The sequence below is a fragment of the Neobacillus camarae genome (assembly GCF_054950115.1).
Genome location: NZ_JBUCKX010000001.1, coordinates 1,433,519 through 1,448,474 on the forward strand (window position 1 = coordinate 1,433,519; position 14,956 = coordinate 1,448,474).

At 41.7% G+C, this 14,956-nt stretch carries 15 protein-coding genes; 9 read left to right on the top strand and 6 right to left on the bottom strand.

Features of this window, described 5'->3' with window-relative positions; all coding sequences use genetic code 11:
- The first annotated feature begins 8 nt into the window (after nucleotides 1-8).
- Nucleotides 9-923, top strand: coding sequence for an ABC transporter ATP-binding protein (locus ACY8D0_RS06515; protein ID WP_462409660.1), 915 nt, complete (start codon nucleotides 9-11; stop codon nucleotides 921-923).
- Complete coding sequence (locus ACY8D0_RS06520) at nucleotides 916-1,896, top strand: DUF2705 family protein (protein ID WP_462409661.1); 981 nt, start codon at nucleotides 916-918, stop codon at nucleotides 1,894-1,896. The genes ACY8D0_RS06515 and ACY8D0_RS06520 overlap by 8 nt, the downstream gene beginning before the upstream one ends.
- Nucleotides 1,897-2,047: 151 nt before the next feature.
- Here the strand turns inward: ACY8D0_RS06520 and ACY8D0_RS06525 are convergent, their stop codons facing one another.
- Nucleotides 2,048-3,271: an NAD(P)/FAD-dependent oxidoreductase gene (locus tag ACY8D0_RS06525; protein WP_462409662.1), complete on the bottom strand. Its 1,224-nt coding sequence runs from the start codon at nucleotides 3,269-3,271 to the stop codon at nucleotides 2,048-2,050.
- A gap of 281 nt (nucleotides 3,272-3,552) precedes the next feature.
- Here ACY8D0_RS06525 and ACY8D0_RS06530 point away from each other — a divergent pair, with 281 nt between their 5' ends.
- Nucleotides 3,553-4,101, top strand: coding sequence for a hypothetical protein (locus tag ACY8D0_RS06530; protein ID WP_462409663.1), 549 nt, complete (start codon nucleotides 3,553-3,555; stop codon nucleotides 4,099-4,101).
- A 26-nt stretch (nucleotides 4,102-4,127) separates the two neighbouring features.
- Nucleotides 4,128-4,253, top strand: a complete 126-nt coding sequence (locus tag ACY8D0_RS06535; RefSeq protein ID WP_462409664.1) for a hypothetical protein — start codon at nucleotides 4,128-4,130, stop codon at nucleotides 4,251-4,253.
- 74 nt (nucleotides 4,254-4,327) lie between these two features.
- On the opposite strand, the gene ACY8D0_RS06540 is transcribed toward ACY8D0_RS06535, so the two are convergent.
- Nucleotides 4,328-4,543, bottom strand: a complete 216-nt coding sequence (locus ACY8D0_RS06540) for a twin-arginine translocase TatA/TatE family subunit (protein ID WP_462409665.1) — start codon at nucleotides 4,541-4,543, stop codon at nucleotides 4,328-4,330.
- A 113-nt stretch (nucleotides 4,544-4,656) separates the two neighbouring features.
- The gene (locus ACY8D0_RS06545) at nucleotides 4,657-5,703 is read right to left on the bottom strand and encodes a M42 family metallopeptidase (RefSeq protein WP_462409666.1); all 1,047 of its coding nucleotides are present in this window, start codon (nucleotides 5,701-5,703) and stop codon (nucleotides 4,657-4,659) included.
- Between the two features lie 173 nt (nucleotides 5,704-5,876).
- Here ACY8D0_RS06545 and ACY8D0_RS06550 point away from each other — a divergent pair, with 173 nt between their 5' ends.
- Nucleotides 5,877-6,191, top strand: coding sequence for a hypothetical protein (locus ACY8D0_RS06550; RefSeq protein ID WP_462409667.1), 315 nt, complete (start codon nucleotides 5,877-5,879; stop codon nucleotides 6,189-6,191).
- A 36-nt stretch (nucleotides 6,192-6,227) separates the two neighbouring features.
- Here the strand turns inward: ACY8D0_RS06550 and corA are convergent, their stop codons facing one another.
- Both corA and ACY8D0_RS06560 read right to left on the bottom strand, forming a co-directional pair.
- On the bottom strand, nucleotides 6,228-7,178 hold the full coding sequence (corA, locus tag ACY8D0_RS06555; RefSeq protein WP_462409668.1) for a magnesium/cobalt transporter CorA: 951 nt from the start codon (nucleotides 7,176-7,178) through the stop codon (nucleotides 6,228-6,230).
- Between the two features lie 79 nt (nucleotides 7,179-7,257).
- The gene (locus ACY8D0_RS06560) at nucleotides 7,258-8,634 is read right to left on the bottom strand and encodes a hypothetical protein (protein WP_462409669.1); all 1,377 of its coding nucleotides are present in this window, start codon (nucleotides 8,632-8,634) and stop codon (nucleotides 7,258-7,260) included.
- Nucleotides 8,635-8,799: 165 nt separating this feature from the next.
- On the opposite strand from ACY8D0_RS06560, the gene ACY8D0_RS06565 reads away from it, so the two are divergent.
- Genes ACY8D0_RS06565 through ACY8D0_RS06575 form a run of 3 tightly spaced genes read left to right on the top strand, consistent with a single transcriptional unit; the run spans nucleotide 8,800 to nucleotide 12,326 of the window.
- A complete protein-coding gene (locus tag ACY8D0_RS06565; protein ID WP_462409670.1) occupies nucleotides 8,800-10,134 on the top strand; it encodes a spore germination protein in 1,335 nt (444 codons plus the stop codon).
- Nucleotides 10,135-10,152: 18 nt separating this feature from the next.
- The gene (locus ACY8D0_RS06570; protein ID WP_462409671.1) at nucleotides 10,153-11,226 is read left to right on the top strand and encodes a GerAB/ArcD/ProY family transporter; all 1,074 of its coding nucleotides are present in this window, start codon (nucleotides 10,153-10,155) and stop codon (nucleotides 11,224-11,226) included.
- Nucleotides 11,223-12,326: a Ger(x)C family spore germination protein gene (locus ACY8D0_RS06575; RefSeq protein ID WP_462409672.1), complete on the top strand. Its 1,104-nt coding sequence runs from the start codon at nucleotides 11,223-11,225 to the stop codon at nucleotides 12,324-12,326. Before ACY8D0_RS06570 ends, ACY8D0_RS06575 begins: the two co-directional genes overlap by 4 nt.
- 44 nt (nucleotides 12,327-12,370) lie before the next feature.
- On the opposite strand, the gene ACY8D0_RS06580 is transcribed toward ACY8D0_RS06575, so the two are convergent.
- A complete protein-coding gene (locus tag ACY8D0_RS06580; RefSeq protein WP_462409673.1) occupies nucleotides 12,371-13,534 on the bottom strand; it encodes a TIGR04053 family radical SAM/SPASM domain-containing protein in 1,164 nt (387 codons plus the stop codon).
- Nucleotides 13,535-13,896: 362 nt separating this feature from the next.
- On the opposite strand from ACY8D0_RS06580, the gene ACY8D0_RS06585 reads away from it, so the two are divergent.
- On the top strand, nucleotides 13,897-14,868 hold the full coding sequence (locus tag ACY8D0_RS06585) for a C40 family peptidase (RefSeq protein ID WP_462409674.1): 972 nt from the start codon (nucleotides 13,897-13,899) through the stop codon (nucleotides 14,866-14,868).
- Nucleotides 14,869-14,956 lie beyond the last annotated feature (88 nt).

Consider the following 14,956-nt stretch of genomic DNA (forward strand, 5'->3'; position numbering starts at 1 on the left):
ACGGATTCATGGAGAAAGACATTACTTTAGCAGTGAAAGATTTGAGAAAAGTCATTGGCAGAAGGGAAATTATTAAGGGGTTAACTTTTGATTTACGTCAAGGGGAAGTATTCGGCTTCCTTGGCCCAAACGGTGCCGGTAAAACGACTACCATCCGGATGCTTGTGGGGCTGATTAAACCGACTTCAGGAAGCATTGAAATCTGCGGAACCAATATCGCGGAAGATTTTCAAAAGGCCTTGGCCAATCTGGGGTGTATTGTCGAGAACCCGGAGTTGTATCCATTTTTATCGGGTTATAATAACCTGTTGCATTTCGCGAGAATGTTGCCGAACGTTGGAGATGTACGCATCAAAGAAGTCACCAAGCTCGTCGGGTTAACAGAGAGAATTCACGATAAGGTGAAGACCTATTCTCTTGGAATGCGTCAGCGCCTCGGTATTGCCCAAGCCCTGCTTGGTAGCCCCAAAGTGTTAATTCTTGATGAGCCGACCAACGGCTTGGACCCCGCGGGTATTAGGGAAATGCGCGAATTTATTCGTTTCCTCGCGGAAAAAGAGGGTTTGAGTGTTTTGGTTTCAAGCCATTTATTGAGCGAAATCCAGCTATTGTGTGATCGGGTGGCGATTATTGCCAAAGGGTCGATTATCCGGACGGACACAGTGGAAAGACTCTTGTCCAACCGTGAGCGCGTTGCATGGCGGCTATCTCCTTTTGAGAAGGGCAGGGATATACTAGCGGCATTGACCCCAATTGAGGAAGCGGACAACCAAACGGTCCTGACGGAATTTAATGAACAAAGAACCCCGGAATGGAACAAATTGCTGGTGGAAGCCGGTGTCTCGGTATTGGAAATGAACCGAAAAATGCCGGTTCTCGAAGACTTGTTCCTGGAGTTAACTGGAGGGGAATCCATTGAATAAATTGATTCAAAATGAAATGATGAAGCTGATTGCCAAGAAACGCCTTGTGGTGATCGCCCTAATCATTGGCGTATTGGTCGTCCTGTTTACCTATGCCCAATATAAGGAAGTGCAGAGAGAACGTGAAAAGCTGGGGACCAATGACTGGCGAACGATCCTCCAGCAGCAAATTGTCGATACAACTAACCGGCTGAGCAGCAACCGGTTATCTGATGAATGGAGGCAGGAACTGCAGATTTCCCTGCAACAGAAGCAATATTATTTGGATCATGATATTAATCCATCCGAACCTGGTGCACCTACGTTTATGAGGATCTTTTTGGAGAATTCCATTGATTTATTTATTCCCCTGATGGTGATGGTCATCGCAAGCGACCTTGTGTCATCGGAGCACAGCATGGGGACGGTCAAGCTGCTGTTAACCAGACCGGTCAAGCGCTGGAAAGTATTAATGAGTAAATATATCACCTTATGTTTCGCCATCTCGCTGATTATCGCCATAGCCGGTATTCTGTCCTTTATAATATCTGGTTTTGTGTTTGGCTACAAAGGCTGGGATGCGCCGATATTAACAGGATTTAATGTCACGGATACAGGATTGAACACATCTGATGTGCACCTTTTGAGCCTTTGGAAGTTTTTGTTGATGGACTTTGGACTCGTGTGGTTCGTGGCGCTTGTAGTGGGGACATTGTCTTTCATGCTTTCGGTTTTGATTCGCAGTACAGCAGCAGGTATGGGTGTGATGCTGGCCGCGCTTATTTCAGGGGCTATCTTGAGCAATATGGTTTCTTCGTGGGAATCGGCTAAATACTTTTTTATGGTGAATTTGCGCTTAACCGATTATATGCAAGGGAACCCGCCCCCGATTGAAGGCATGACACTCTCGTTTTCCCTGATGGTCTTATTTGTATGGTGGGCAGCGGCATTTGCTGTTTCTTTAATAGTATTTACGAAAAAAGATGTGTATTAGTATATAAAAAAACAGCCCATTCCGTTTAGGAGTGGGCTGTTTGCCTTAAACAGGGGAAGGATAAGGCAATTAAATTGGGATGTTATATTCCATAACCCAAGCAGCAGGGAGGGGTCCCCGCTGCCTGTGGGATAACAGTAATAAGAGATGACTATTGTTTAACAGTAATTTTGACGGGCTCGTGGCTGACGCCAAAGTGCTGTTTCATAATAAGAGCAGGACCGCCAAGCATAAATAGGTACCGGGCCTCAATGACCTGTTTCATAAAGGCGCCAATTAATCCGGATAATCGGACACTGCCAACAAGGCCGACTGCTTCCCATGTACCTAGGGAGGCAACAGATCCTTTATGATGATACTCAAACGGCGTTAATGCTTCACCGCGAATCGCCGCGACAATGTTTTTGGCACAAACGGGCGCTTGCTGCAACGCTACTTGCGCAGTTGGAGGCAATGCTGATTTTTCATTTTTCATAGATAATGCATTGTCGCCAATACTAAACACGTTTTTCATGTTTTTCACTCGTAAATAAGAATCGACTGGGATCTTTCCTTTTTCTATTGGAAGACCGAACTTTTGCACGATTGTGTTTCCTTTTACACCACAAGACCAAATGACGGTACGGGTAGGAATTACTCCTCCATTTTCCAGACGGATTTCTTCCGGTGTGCATTCTAAAATTTTCTTGGAAGTAATTAACTCCACTTGATGCTTTTCGAAAAACTGGGTTGTATATTCGATTGATTGCTTAGGGAAAAACGGTATAACGGATGGTGCGGCTTCCACTGCGACAATCTTAACTTGTTCAAATGGAACATTATGTTCTTTGCATAATTTTGGCAGGGCATCAACCAATTCGCCGACCATCTCGATTCCAGTAAAGCCGCCGCCAGCCACGACAAAGGTCAAGCGGGAGGGGTCCTGGTCCTGTTTGTATGAATTAAATTGTTTTATGATATGATGATAGATCGCTTTTGAGCTCCTGAAACTGCGGATTTCAAAGGCGTGTTCCTTGATGCCAGGGATTCCGAAAGTTTCAACCTCAAATCCTAGAGCGACGAGTAGGTAATCGTACGGCACTTTTTCTCCTCCAACCAGGCAAACCTCCTGGTTGTTCGTATCGACTGTATCGACTTCAGCTTTTAGGAAAGTCGTTTTTTCCGGATTAAGTAATTCAGGTATTGAAAGAGCAATCTGCTTGTCTGTAGCAGTGGCTGCTCCAATTTTATGCAATTGAGTTGTTAAGTAATGATAATCGTGCTTATTGATAACTGTGACATTGGCTTCACCGGATTCCAAGAACTTTTCAAGACGTTTGCTTGTAATCATTCCTCCGTATCCGCCACCTAAAATAACAATATTTGGTTTTGACATGCTAACCACTCCTGCCCCCGATATTTATTTTTATATATTTTTTGTGAAATAATTCACAAATAGAGTCAAAAAAATAAGACGAACTCTGGAATATTTTATTGTGAAATACTTCACAAGTGTTTACAACAATAAGATTACGATATTTTTACAAAAATCTCAAGACGGTTTAGCCAATATTTATGTCAATTTGGTAAATTTTTTTGCCATAAACAGGGAATGATAAATTCGTTCAAAACGATCCTATTGTGTTGAAGATTTAGAATAGTGAAGGGAGAAAAATAATGAAAAGGTTATTGTTGATTATGGCTTTATTGATTTCGTTACCTGGAATTGCCGGCGCGGAAGGTTCCAGCAATGGGGAAACAAATGAAAAGCCATGTCTGAATTGCAGCGAGGAACACAGAAGCCATCATAAGATGATGCATAAGGATTGGCAGGCAGAACAGGCGAAAAGGGAGCAAAAGCTGTTAGCTTGGGTTGACCAATATACTCCTGACAAAAAACAGGAATGGACAACAGTAATGGCGGAAAGAAAAGAACTTCGTAACCAATGGATGAGCCCGGAAAATGCCACTAAGCGGGAAAAATGGAAAACTGAAAAAATGGCAAAAATGAAAGAACTCCGAAAACAATTGGAGGAAGGCAAAATCACAAAAGAGGAATTCATAAAACAAATCCATGGTGGAAAAGGTATAGAAGAATGGAAGTCATTCCATGACCTGCGGCTAGCCGTGGAAAAACAGGATAGTGCACAAGCAACCGCCATATTGAACCAGTTATTGGTCCAATATAAAGAGCGCAATAAAATGCTGAGAGAGAAATTGAAGTAAACCAGAAACGGTAAAGGGGTTTTTAGATGGGCAGAAAAACAATGATGATGACAACGGTGGCTTTAGGAGCAGCCTATTTGCTTCGTAACGAAAAATCAAGAAAACAAATCATGAACCAATTCCAAAGTTTGGCTGAAAAGTCCAGAAGGTAACATTGGCTCTAGAACATACTCAACAGCAAAAAAGCAAGGTGAATCCATCGATTCAGCTTGCTTTTTAACTTTTGTTATTTTTTTAAATCAGGTGCGGATTTTTTGGCCTCTTGTACATCTTCCGTGATTTCCTTTTTTATATCATCCGTAATTCCTTGGGTGGCATTCTTGAATTCACGGATTGATCTTCCGACGGCACGGCCCGCTTCCGGGAGCTTACTGGGTCCAAAAACAATTAAGGCAATGACTACAATTAATATCATGCCCGGAACGCCAATATTAGAAAGCATATTTTCATCCCCTAGTGAAGAGTTCATCATACAAGCCAATTATAACTCCAATGGGGAGTGGTAGCTAGTAGGAGTGCCGAAAACTATTAAAAGCAGATAGGGTCCGGCATTATTTACGCGAAATCGGATTGGACGTAATGATATAAAAGCTTCGCGGTTTGTTCAATGGATTGCTGATGGGTCCGTTCAAAAGCATGTGATGAGTCAATCCCAGGGCCAATCAGTCCATGGACAATATCATGTCCTGACCGGATTGCTGCAGACGCATCCGAACCATAGTAAGGATAAATATCTAATTTATAATGAATTTGATTGGCTTCCGCCAAACCTGCTAAATGTTTTCTGAGCCCATAATGGTAAGGGCCACTGGCGTCTTTGACGCAGATGGAAACTGTATATTCATCGGTGGATTGTCCGTCACCCATAGCACCCATATCGACAGCCAAATATTCGACCGTCTCCGGGGTAATATTCGAGTTCCCGCCATAACCAATCTCCTCATTATTTGAAATAAGAAAATGAGTTGTAAAAGGCAGTGTGATGCGATCGGTTTTAATTTGTTTGATTAATTGAAGTAGGATAGCAACGCTTGCTTTGTCATCCAGATGTCTGGATTTAATATATCCGCTTGGTGTGATTTCCACCCTGGGGTAGAACGAGATAAAATCGCCCACTTCGATGCCAAGGGCCCGAACCTCTTCAGCACTATGTACCTTTTCATCTATCCGGACTTCCATGTTTTCCTGATTCCGTTCCGCTTTTCCGGCATCTTTATATACATGGACAGAGGTTTGGTGCATCAAAATCGTTCCGGTATAAACCTTTCCATTGCTTGTTTCGATTTGACAGTATTCTCCTTCAATGGAGTTATATTTGAAACCGCCAATCAAATCTATCCGCAATCTTCCGTTGGATTTAATCTCTTTGACCATAGCGCCGAGAGTGTCGACATGCGCGGTAAGCATCCGATGCCTGCTCGAATCATTGCCAGGAATGGTGGCAATTAATCCTCCTTTTCTGTTGCTTCTTGTTTCCACGCCAACATCACCCAGGAATTTTTCCACAAACGAAATCACTTTCCCAGTATTCCCGGATGGGCTTGGGATGGAGACTAGTTCAGACAACAATTTCATTGTTTCATCGGTATTGGAATAAGTCATTTCTCTTTCCCCTTTCACGATAAGATACATTCTTATTATATAACTAATCGGCAATATTTACCGAACTCTGGCATAGGTTACTAATGTTGAATTGAAAAAACAGGTTTAGCCTAGATATAATCGGGCATAAATGGGAATAATCAAAAAATTGTCAAAATGGGGTGATGAGAACGTTGACCAGAGTCGAACTACACCAAAAAAATTCAAGGCCATTCCCGTGGAAGGGTCTAATTCTTATCCTGTTAGGGGCGGTTTTTTTCTCCGTTTCCTTGTTCGTCTTCAGCCACTATTATCAAAGCACAATCAGAATAGATGCCCCGGAAGAAAACGTTGGTAAGAAAGTGGTGATTCATATGCCAAACGGGCAGAAGGTGTATACCTATGAAAATTTAATTGTTGAGAAAAACGGCAAAATGTATTACAAAGGGGATCAAAATACGATTGACCTAACAGGCGGAACCATTACCTATGAGAACTGGAATAAATAAGGAAAGCGAAAGCATTTACAGGCGCTTCCGCTAACCTTATTTAAACCAACCCTTCTTTTTAAACCACCAAGACATGCCGACCCCAATGAGGAACATAAGGATGAGTATGACAAAATAACCGTATTTCCAGGTTACTTCGGGCATATAGTGGAAATTCATACCGTAAATGCCGGCAATAAACGTCAACGGCATAAAGATGGTCGTTATGACGGTTAGCACCTTCATAACATGATTGGTTTGATTGGAATTAATTGAAATATAACTGTCACGGATGTCGGTGGTCAGCTCCCGGCTTGCTTCAATCATCTCCGTCAGCTTTAACAGATGGTCATGGATGTCTGAAAAATAAACCACCTTTCCTTGAACCTCTGTCATGCGCTGCGAATTCAGAATCCGATAAATCAGATCACGCATCGGTGTTACGGTATGCCTGAGTGACAGCAGCTGATGTCTTGTGTCAAACAAATCTTCCAGCAATACTTCCATTGACCTGTCCGCTGAGTTTTCATCAATCTCATTGAGCCGATCTTCGATTTTATAGACCAGTGGAAAATAGTTATCCACCATTTTGTCAATTACATTGTATAGCACATGGGCCGGATCCCACTTTTTTACATGGCCTGATTGACGCATCCGGTTCCAAACCTCGTCTATTTCAGGGGATGGCTCGTAATGGAACGTGACAATGTATTTGCTGCTGAGGAAAAAATCAATTTCCTCTTTGGTAATCGTTTCTTGGTTTAACGCTTGGGTCACAAAGAAAGTGTAGTCTTCATAATAATCAAGTTTGGGCCTTTGTAGAAATTGAATACAATCCTCAACGGCTAACGGATGAAAGCCTAAGGGATCGGTCAGTTTTCCGATTTCCAATTCATTGGGCTGGTAAAAATCTATCCAGTACCATTTATATTCCCCGCTGATAAGCCTTTCAATTTCCACATCCAGTACAATATCGGCATTCTTCGTTATGGCAATGGTCTTTATCATATGTACTCCTTATAGGTAAATCTATAACACCACTATAAAGGAAAGACAGCAAAAATAACAGTGCGGTTCTTCATCTCTTTCATTGTTTTTTAGTGGATAGCACGGTTTCCTTCTTCCATTTTTTTTGCTTAATTTTGGATTGTATCCCTTGAAAAAGGCTTTGCAACAAAAGACTGCCTACTGTCAAAATGCCGCTGAACACAATAGCAACCGCCAAATATTCAAAGGGATTATACGATTTTAGACGATTCCAATGAATCGTGCCCACAAGGTCATGGGCGAACAGATTCATGCTGAAAATACCGCAAATAACCGTATATACTGTCAACACCAAAAGTAAGTAACTGTCCCGTTTGGTTGCGGCTGTTTCCTCATAATTAAACAAGCTGACCTGAGCTTCTTTAATATTTTTATATAAGGATTGAATCTGAAAACCTTTTTGGATTAATTCAAAAATTTCCCGGCTGGTACGATTAGCCGGCTGTACCGTGAAAAAGAAATTGGAGGTAAAGGTGTCAATGGTATAAATGAGCTTTTTAATTTTTTGCTGGTCTTGGTCCAGCTTAATGTTCGCATATTCCTCTATCAATTGCAGAAGTTTTTGCTGGTGAAACATCGATATTAGTAAAGCGTAGTACATCGGCCCAAGAAATTGTTGGGTAAGTGGTTCATCATGTTCTGTCTCTCCTGTGGTCAAGCAAGAAAAAATAGTATCATCTGATACTAGCCAAGTGTTGGGCACCCAACGGCAATAACTATGTTTTTCAATAAAATCTGTTATATAGTCCTTATTGGTCCCTCGGCTTGTTCCTAAAGTACTGGCCAAATAAACTTCTTCCTCACTAATAGGCGTTCCTTTTTCAAAATAGAATAACGATTGTACCGCTAATGAACTAGGGTCATAGATTATTTTGTTATGAAGCGAGAATTCAGGCATACCTGAAACTAAACATCCCATTAATTGGCTGATAGTGGTTATTTCCTTATCATCATACCTAAACATGTTTCCGTGTACAGCCGATTTTTCCAGCAAAAGTGCCCAAAACTGATTGGCTGCGTTTAAGTTTTCCTGGAAGGGAAGATCATTTAGTTGGGTACGTATCGTTAAAAATCCAATTTCAAAGGGACAAAATAAAAATTCAACAGCATGAACCTGTAATGGAACATCCCGTTCATTTTTCATAATCCGAATAACTGAATCAAGTGTTTTTCCAAATCCATGAAGCCCTTTTGACTGTTCCGGTTCGGGAAACAGGAAATGGTTGGTCATGGGCAGAAAAAAAGAATCCAAAAGCGGATAGGTTCCATTGTCCACCCTTGCAGCTTCCGATTTTAACCTTTGAAAACCATGATGGTTTAAAAACTCTGTGCAGTCATTCAGGGAAGTTGCCGGGTAAGAGAACGGCAAGACCCATATCATTTGAACGGTTGGGATTTTTATCAAAGCTGGCTGCATTTCTCTAAATCCTCTCGCATAGGAATCTAAATTCAACATGCCCGAAACCTTTATAATTTAACCGGAAAACATGTACCTTAGTTAAAGTGTAATGGTAAATGCGCTAGAATAAAATTCCTTTAATAGGGGAAATTAGGGAAAAGCAGTGGGTAGGGTGAAATTCTTATGCCGACAACGAGGGTAGAGTCGATTAGGAAGAATTTATTGAGCAAAATCAAGGCACCTTCAGTGGATTTGATTACAAAAGAAGTACGGACAAAAGATAAGTATATGGAAATATTATACATAAGCACAATTAGCGACGAGGCAATCATACATGATAAGCTTTTGACCCCTTTTTTTGAAATGGAAAATCAACAGGAATTTTTAACCTTTTTGCAATCACATCCAAAATCCACACCCTTTAAGGATGAGCAAAAAGCAGTTGACGATTTGCTGAAAGGCTTAGTGATTATCTTTTACCAAAATGATATATTCACTTTTGATAGCAAAGCAAACTTAGCAAAAGACACCTCGGGAACGGTTGTGGAAACAACGGTTCAAGGTCCACAATCAGGCTTTACAGAAAATTTGCATACCAATGTCGGACTTATTCGGGAAAAGTACCCTGTACCTGAATTAACGGTTGAACAACATTCGGTTGGGTCACTTTCTAAAACGGATGTGATGCTGCTCTTTGATAGCCGATTTGCTGATCCGGCTACCGTCGAGGAGATGAGAGACTTCCTGAAATCTGTCCATATCCAAATGTTTCAATCTGGAGAACAGCTGCTTGACAGCATTACCAAACATAACCGATCGTTTTTTCCAACGATGTTGGTTACGGAGAGACCTGACCGGGCGGCCATTAATCTATCGACCGGAAAACTCATTATTTTGGTAAACGGCTCACCGTTTGCTGTCATTGCTCCAACGGTGATGAAGGATTTCATGTCGTCGATGGAGGATATCTATCAAACTTATTGGGTCGGCCGTTTCCTCCAAATGTTGCGTTATGTCGGCTTTAATATAAGTGTTGTCCTGCCTGGCTTGTATGTTGCCATGACTGCCTATAATCCTGAGGTATTCCGTGTTCAGCTAGCGTTATCCATTGCCGGCAGCAGGACAGCAGTCCCCTATCCAGCTTTTATCGAGGTTTTAATCATGCTGTTTATGATGGAACTTCTGACAGAGGCAAGTATCCGGCTTCCCAAAGCGATTGGTCCAACCGCCACAACTGTAGGTGGTTTGATTTTAGGGCAAGCTGCAACAGAAGCAGGTCTGGTGAGCAACATCATGGTCATTATCGTTTCCTTTGTAGCGATTACGAATTTTGTCGTCCCGATTAACACCTTCAGTTTTACCATCAGAGTATTGAAGTATCTGATATGGGCATTGGGAACTGTTTTCGGATTGGTGGGGGTAGTACTCGGCTTTTTAATGATCAATGCTTATATGGTAAAACTGGACAGCTTTGGTGTGCCATATTTGACCCTTTTACAAAGTAAGCCAAAAAATTAATCATTTGGGGGAGGGTGCATGAATCGGTATTTTCTTTATTTAGTCCTAATCAATATGTTTATTAATGCCATTATTTTTGTGCCTTCCATTCTAATAAAGTATAGCTTTAATGGTGCTGTGGCATCCGTCCTTCTGTCCATCCCTTATGGAATCCTTATGACCTACCTTTACAGCAAGGCGCTTACAAAGTTTCCGGAACAAGGCCTTCCGGAGATATTAGCTAATACCAAGCACAAATTGTTAAGCAACCTTCACATGGGGTTTATTCAACTCGCCTATTTCACAGCGGGGCTGATCACCTTGCTTGGGTTTCTGGATATCCTCAGCCGGTTTGTCAATCCTGAAGAACCAAGACTTTATCTTTTGATAATTTATTTGGCGGCTGTTTTTCTTGTGATCGGCATGCCGACAGAACGAATCATGTATTTTGTGGAGATCATTTTGTTTTTCAGTGTTCCGTTTCTTGGTTTTATAGTATTTAAAGCCTATACAGGTGAAGAGTTAAGCTGGGATTCTATTTTTGAAGTAACTACTTACGTTTTTGAATGGCCAAATTTAAAAGCTTTCGCGGCGGCAACTTATGTTTTTTCTGGATATGTCAATTTAATCATTTTTAACCGTGTCATAAAGGGAAAATTAAAAATTTGGAATTATCTTTTTGTTCTTCTAGTAGGCATTTTTAATTTGTTTACCACCTTCATGATACCAATTGGTTATCATGGTGCAGATGGTGCTCAAGAATACCTATTCCCTTGGATTTCTACTGCCGATTCTTTAAGACTTGTCTATAGTCCAATCGAACGAGTGATTTTCTTATTTTTGATGCTATACATGGGGATCACGCTAATCAGTGTTTCCGTTCATTGGCATGTTGCCTTGGAATTGTTAAAGGGGACGTTTGGTAAAAAAGCAACAGAAAAAAAGAAATGGCTGGTTATTGCTGGGTTTATTATTATTTCCATATTCTCGGTATACCAAATTAATACGATCCGGTTAAATAAAATAACCGAATATTGGATGATTGTCAGGCTCGTAGTGGAAACGTTATTCGTCGTGTCATTTTATATCTGGAGCAGGAGGAAGGCCACATGAAGCTTTCAAAAAAGTGTTATTGGTTCATCCTTATTCTAACTGCAGTCCTTACGTTAAATGGGTGCGGATATAAAGACATCGATAAACGATTTTTTGTCCTTGCCATGGGTATTGACCCTGCAAAACATAGCAATAAGAAGTATTTAGTCAATTTAAAGATGGCGATTACCCGTGCCTCCAAGGAAAAGCCTACTGATGCGATTATTGTTTCCGCTGAAGCTGATACGATGAGCGAGGCGGTTAGAACGATTAAAACAAAAGTGGAAAGAGAATTAGATTTCAGCCATTTAAAGGTTGTTCTTATAGGGGAAAAGGTAGTTAAAAGCGGAGGGAACGGCGGGATTTTTTATTGGTTTACAAGAAGAAGGGATATCCAGGAAGTTGCCTGGGTGGCTATTGGAAAACCAACCGCAGTTGGTATTCTTCATATTATGCCCAAGTCCGAGCGGCTTCCGGCAAATGCCTTGTTTCTGTCGCTCGGCGAAGATGGTTCTGAGACCCCTTATATCATTTCACAGTATTTATTTGATTTCAAAAAGAGACTAATCGAGCGGGGATTAGACCCGATGATGCCAATTATTGAGCCCGATGGGAAAAATTTATTTCAGATCAACTCGCTAGGTGTTGGAGATAAGAGTAAAATGACATTAATACTTGACCAGGAAGAAACGAAAATGGTTAATTATATGTTAAATAGGGAAAGTAAGAGTGCGCAAAAGGTCGTAAGAGGAAAACATATCTATACCATCGATACACAAAGAGTGAAAACACATTATAAAATCATAACACCCAAAGGAAATCCCCCTTATATTCAAGTGAGTATATCGATAAAGGGACGGCTAGAAGAGACCAATCGGGTTATACGCAACATGCAGTTATACAAGTACGAAGCTACTGCTGAAAAACAACTGAGCAAAGAACTGAAAGATGTGTTAGTAAAACTCCAAAAAGCCAATTTGGACCCAATCGGGTTTGGGCTCCGCTACCGGGCCCGCCATTTCAATAAGAATGACTGGGAACAATGGAAGCGTATTTATCCAAATATAACCTTTAAGGTTATAGCGGATGTACAAATCTCCGATACTGGCTTGATTGAATAACAAAAGGGGACCTGCCTTATTCGGCATGGTCCCTATTTTTTAACTTAAGCTTGTGGTACTGATTCTTTTTTTCTCATTGCTAGTGGAGTATAGACACAGAATGGTTCGCTTTCCATATAGTCGCCTGTCACCGCATAGGTTCTTGAGCGTGAGCCGCCGCAGATTTTATTGTACTCGCAAACGCCACATTTGCCTTTATAGTTATCAGGCTGGCGCAAGTCCTTAAATACCTTTGCATTCCGATAAATCTCAGCAAGCGGTTGTTCACGGACATTGCCGCCGACAATCGGGAGCAATCCGCTTGGCAATACATCTCCAATATGGGAGATAAACGCAAAGCCATTCCCATCGTTCACTCCCTTTGGTGCCCGTTTTAGACCATCATGCATCGAGGCGAAATCAGTGGTGATGGTGTCCTCGTAATGAATTTCTCCCTTATCAATCAATTGGTCCCGCATCTTTTGCTGCAAAACAACGCGGCGATAATGCTGGGCAGCCGTTGTTTTGATATCATATGGAGCGGTTTTGCTGAGATCATATAACCAGCGGAACACCTTTTCGTGTTCAGCCGGGGAGATGCAGGCATCAAGCTGTCCGCGTCCGGTCGGGACAAGCAAGAAAATGTACCACATCACAGCGCCCAATTCTGCCACCAGCTTGGACATTTGTTCAAGCGAGTCATAGTTATACCGAGATATAACCGTATTAATCTGCAATGGCATGTCCAATTCATTCAAGTATTTGATTTTTTCAATCGTAAGATCAAACGAGCCGGGTGTTCCCCGGAAAAAATCATGGATTTCCGGTGTTGGCCCATCCAAGCTGAAGCCCCAGCGGGAAAGTCCAACTTCTTTAAACCGCTTCATTTTTTCGACCGTCACGTTTGGGGTAGCACTCGGTGTCATCGAGACGCGCATGCCTTTTTTTATGGCATAGTCTGCCAAATCGTAGAGATCTTCCCGCATCATGCAGTCTCCGCCTGTAAATACCAGCATCGGATTATCCATCTCATATATTTGATCAATCAGATTGATGCCTTCCTCAAATGTCAGTTCACGCGGGTCGGCCGTAAGCTGTGCATCGGCCCTGCAGTGTATGCATTTAAGTTGACAAGCTCTTGTCACTTCCCAAATGACAATAAATGGGTTTTCATCATAATTTATAGCTTTTCCCACTCCATGGGGGTGTCCTTTTCCTATTCCTTGCATGTTCATCACCAAATTCATATTTATTTTTAAAACGATATTAAAAGGTTCTATAGGTTTATTATAAATTTGGCAGTGTCAGGATGAATCTTAGGTTTGTTACAATATTTCTACATTACTGTCCATCCAAAGACAATGAAAAATAATGTATTACAGTACTGTTACAAATTCGTTACAGAACTTGGGCCAGGTTTGAGGGAAATCCCTGTCAAAAAAGTAACCCCCTTGCAAAACAATTGTAATAGTGGAACCTCTTATTTCCTGTTTAGTAAAAAATTACACTGTAAACCATATCTTTGGTATTTTAACCAGCGGGCAGATTCCTATATGATAAATCTATCTTTACAAAGGGAGTGCTACCGTACATGAAACATTTTCTGACAGCCGCAGCCACAGCGGGCCTCTTGTTTTCATCTTTCGGCGCAGCCGTAAGCGCGGATGAAAATATATACACCGTCCAGCCGGGGGACAGCCTCTGGAACATCTCGCAAACTACTAAAATATCCATAACTGATTTAAAAACATGGAATCATTTATCATCAGATACGATCTATGCCAATCAAAAACTAACCTTACTTGCACCGAATACCCAAAACATTTCGACTACTCCAACAGTTCCAACTAGTCCTTCCATTACTTATACGGTGAAGGCAGGGGACACGCTTTCGGGCATTGCCAAACAATATGGCACCACTGTTACTGCCGTTAAAACACTAAACGCATTATCAACAGACACGATTTATGTCGGGCAAAAGCTTGCAATCAGCAGCACCCAAACTACTACGGTACAGAACCCAACGGTTTCCACTTATACAGTTCAAAGCGGGGACTGCTTGTCTATTATTGCCGCGCGGTATAATGTGACCGTTGCTCAATTAAAATCTATCAATCAATTAACTACTGACACCATTCATGTTGGACAAGTTTTAAACATTCCTTCCACAGCTGCTTCGCCTGCTCCGGCGCCTAATGTCACGGCTTCCAAAGCACAATTGGTAGTGGCTGAAGCAAAAAAATATATCGGCGCACCTTACTTATGGGGAGGGACGACACCAGCAGGATTTGATTGCAGCGGGTTCACCAGTTATGTTTTTAACAAAGTGGGGGTAACCATCCCACGGACCTCAGCCACACAATGGTCGGGACTGAAGGCGGTCAGTGCACCGAATCCCGGCGATTTAGTATTTTTTGAGACCTATGCCCCAGGGCCTTCCCATGTGGGAATCTATATAGGGAACAATCAATTTATCCAAGTGGGTTCAAAAGGTGCCGCGATTACCGATATGGAAAATACCTATTGGAAACCGCGTTATTTAGGAGCAAGAACAGCATTTTAATTTACAGGTAAAGAGGCTTCTCTCTTGGGCATGGCCCCAATTGGGACAGTCTCTTTTTTTATTTAGCTTTGTTAACGATATTGTTGAT

Bases quoted from the DNA above. Each gene is read 5' to 3' on its own strand.
- ACY8D0_RS06530 (WP_462409663.1), top strand. From the start codon at position 3,553: ATGAAAAGGTTATTGTTGATTATGGCTTTATTGATTTCGTTACCTGGA.
- ACY8D0_RS06560 (WP_462409669.1), bottom strand. From the start codon at position 8,634: ATGCAGCCAGCTTTGATAAAAATCCCAACCGTTCAAATGATATGGGTC.
- ACY8D0_RS06575 (WP_462409672.1), top strand. From the start codon at position 11,223: ATGAAGCTTTCAAAAAAGTGTTATTGGTTCATCCTTATTCTAACTGCA.
- ACY8D0_RS06565 (WP_462409670.1), top strand. From the start codon at position 8,800: ATGCCGACAACGAGGGTAGAGTCGATTAGGAAGAATTTATTGAGCAAA.
- ACY8D0_RS06585 (WP_462409674.1), top strand. From the start codon at position 13,897: ATGAAACATTTTCTGACAGCCGCAGCCACAGCGGGCCTCTTGTTTTCA.
- ACY8D0_RS06580 (WP_462409673.1), bottom strand. From the start codon at position 13,534: ATGCAAGGAATAGGAAAAGGACACCCCCATGGAGTGGGAAAAGCTATA.
- ACY8D0_RS06515 (WP_462409660.1), top strand. From the start codon at position 9: ATGGAGAAAGACATTACTTTAGCAGTGAAAGATTTGAGAAAAGTCATT.
- corA (WP_462409668.1), bottom strand. From the start codon at position 7,178: ATGATAAAGACCATTGCCATAACGAAGAATGCCGATATTGTACTGGAT.
- ACY8D0_RS06540 (WP_462409665.1), bottom strand. From the start codon at position 4,543: ATGCTTTCTAATATTGGCGTTCCGGGCATGATATTAATTGTAGTCATT.
- ACY8D0_RS06570 (WP_462409671.1), top strand. From the start codon at position 10,153: ATGAATCGGTATTTTCTTTATTTAGTCCTAATCAATATGTTTATTAAT.
- ACY8D0_RS06545 (WP_462409666.1), bottom strand. From the start codon at position 5,703: ATGACTTATTCCAATACCGATGAAACAATGAAATTGTTGTCTGAACTA.
- ACY8D0_RS06525 (WP_462409662.1), bottom strand. From the start codon at position 3,271: ATGTCAAAACCAAATATTGTTATTTTAGGTGGCGGATACGGAGGAATG.
- ACY8D0_RS06535 (WP_462409664.1), top strand. From the start codon at position 4,128: ATGGGCAGAAAAACAATGATGATGACAACGGTGGCTTTAGGAGCAGCC.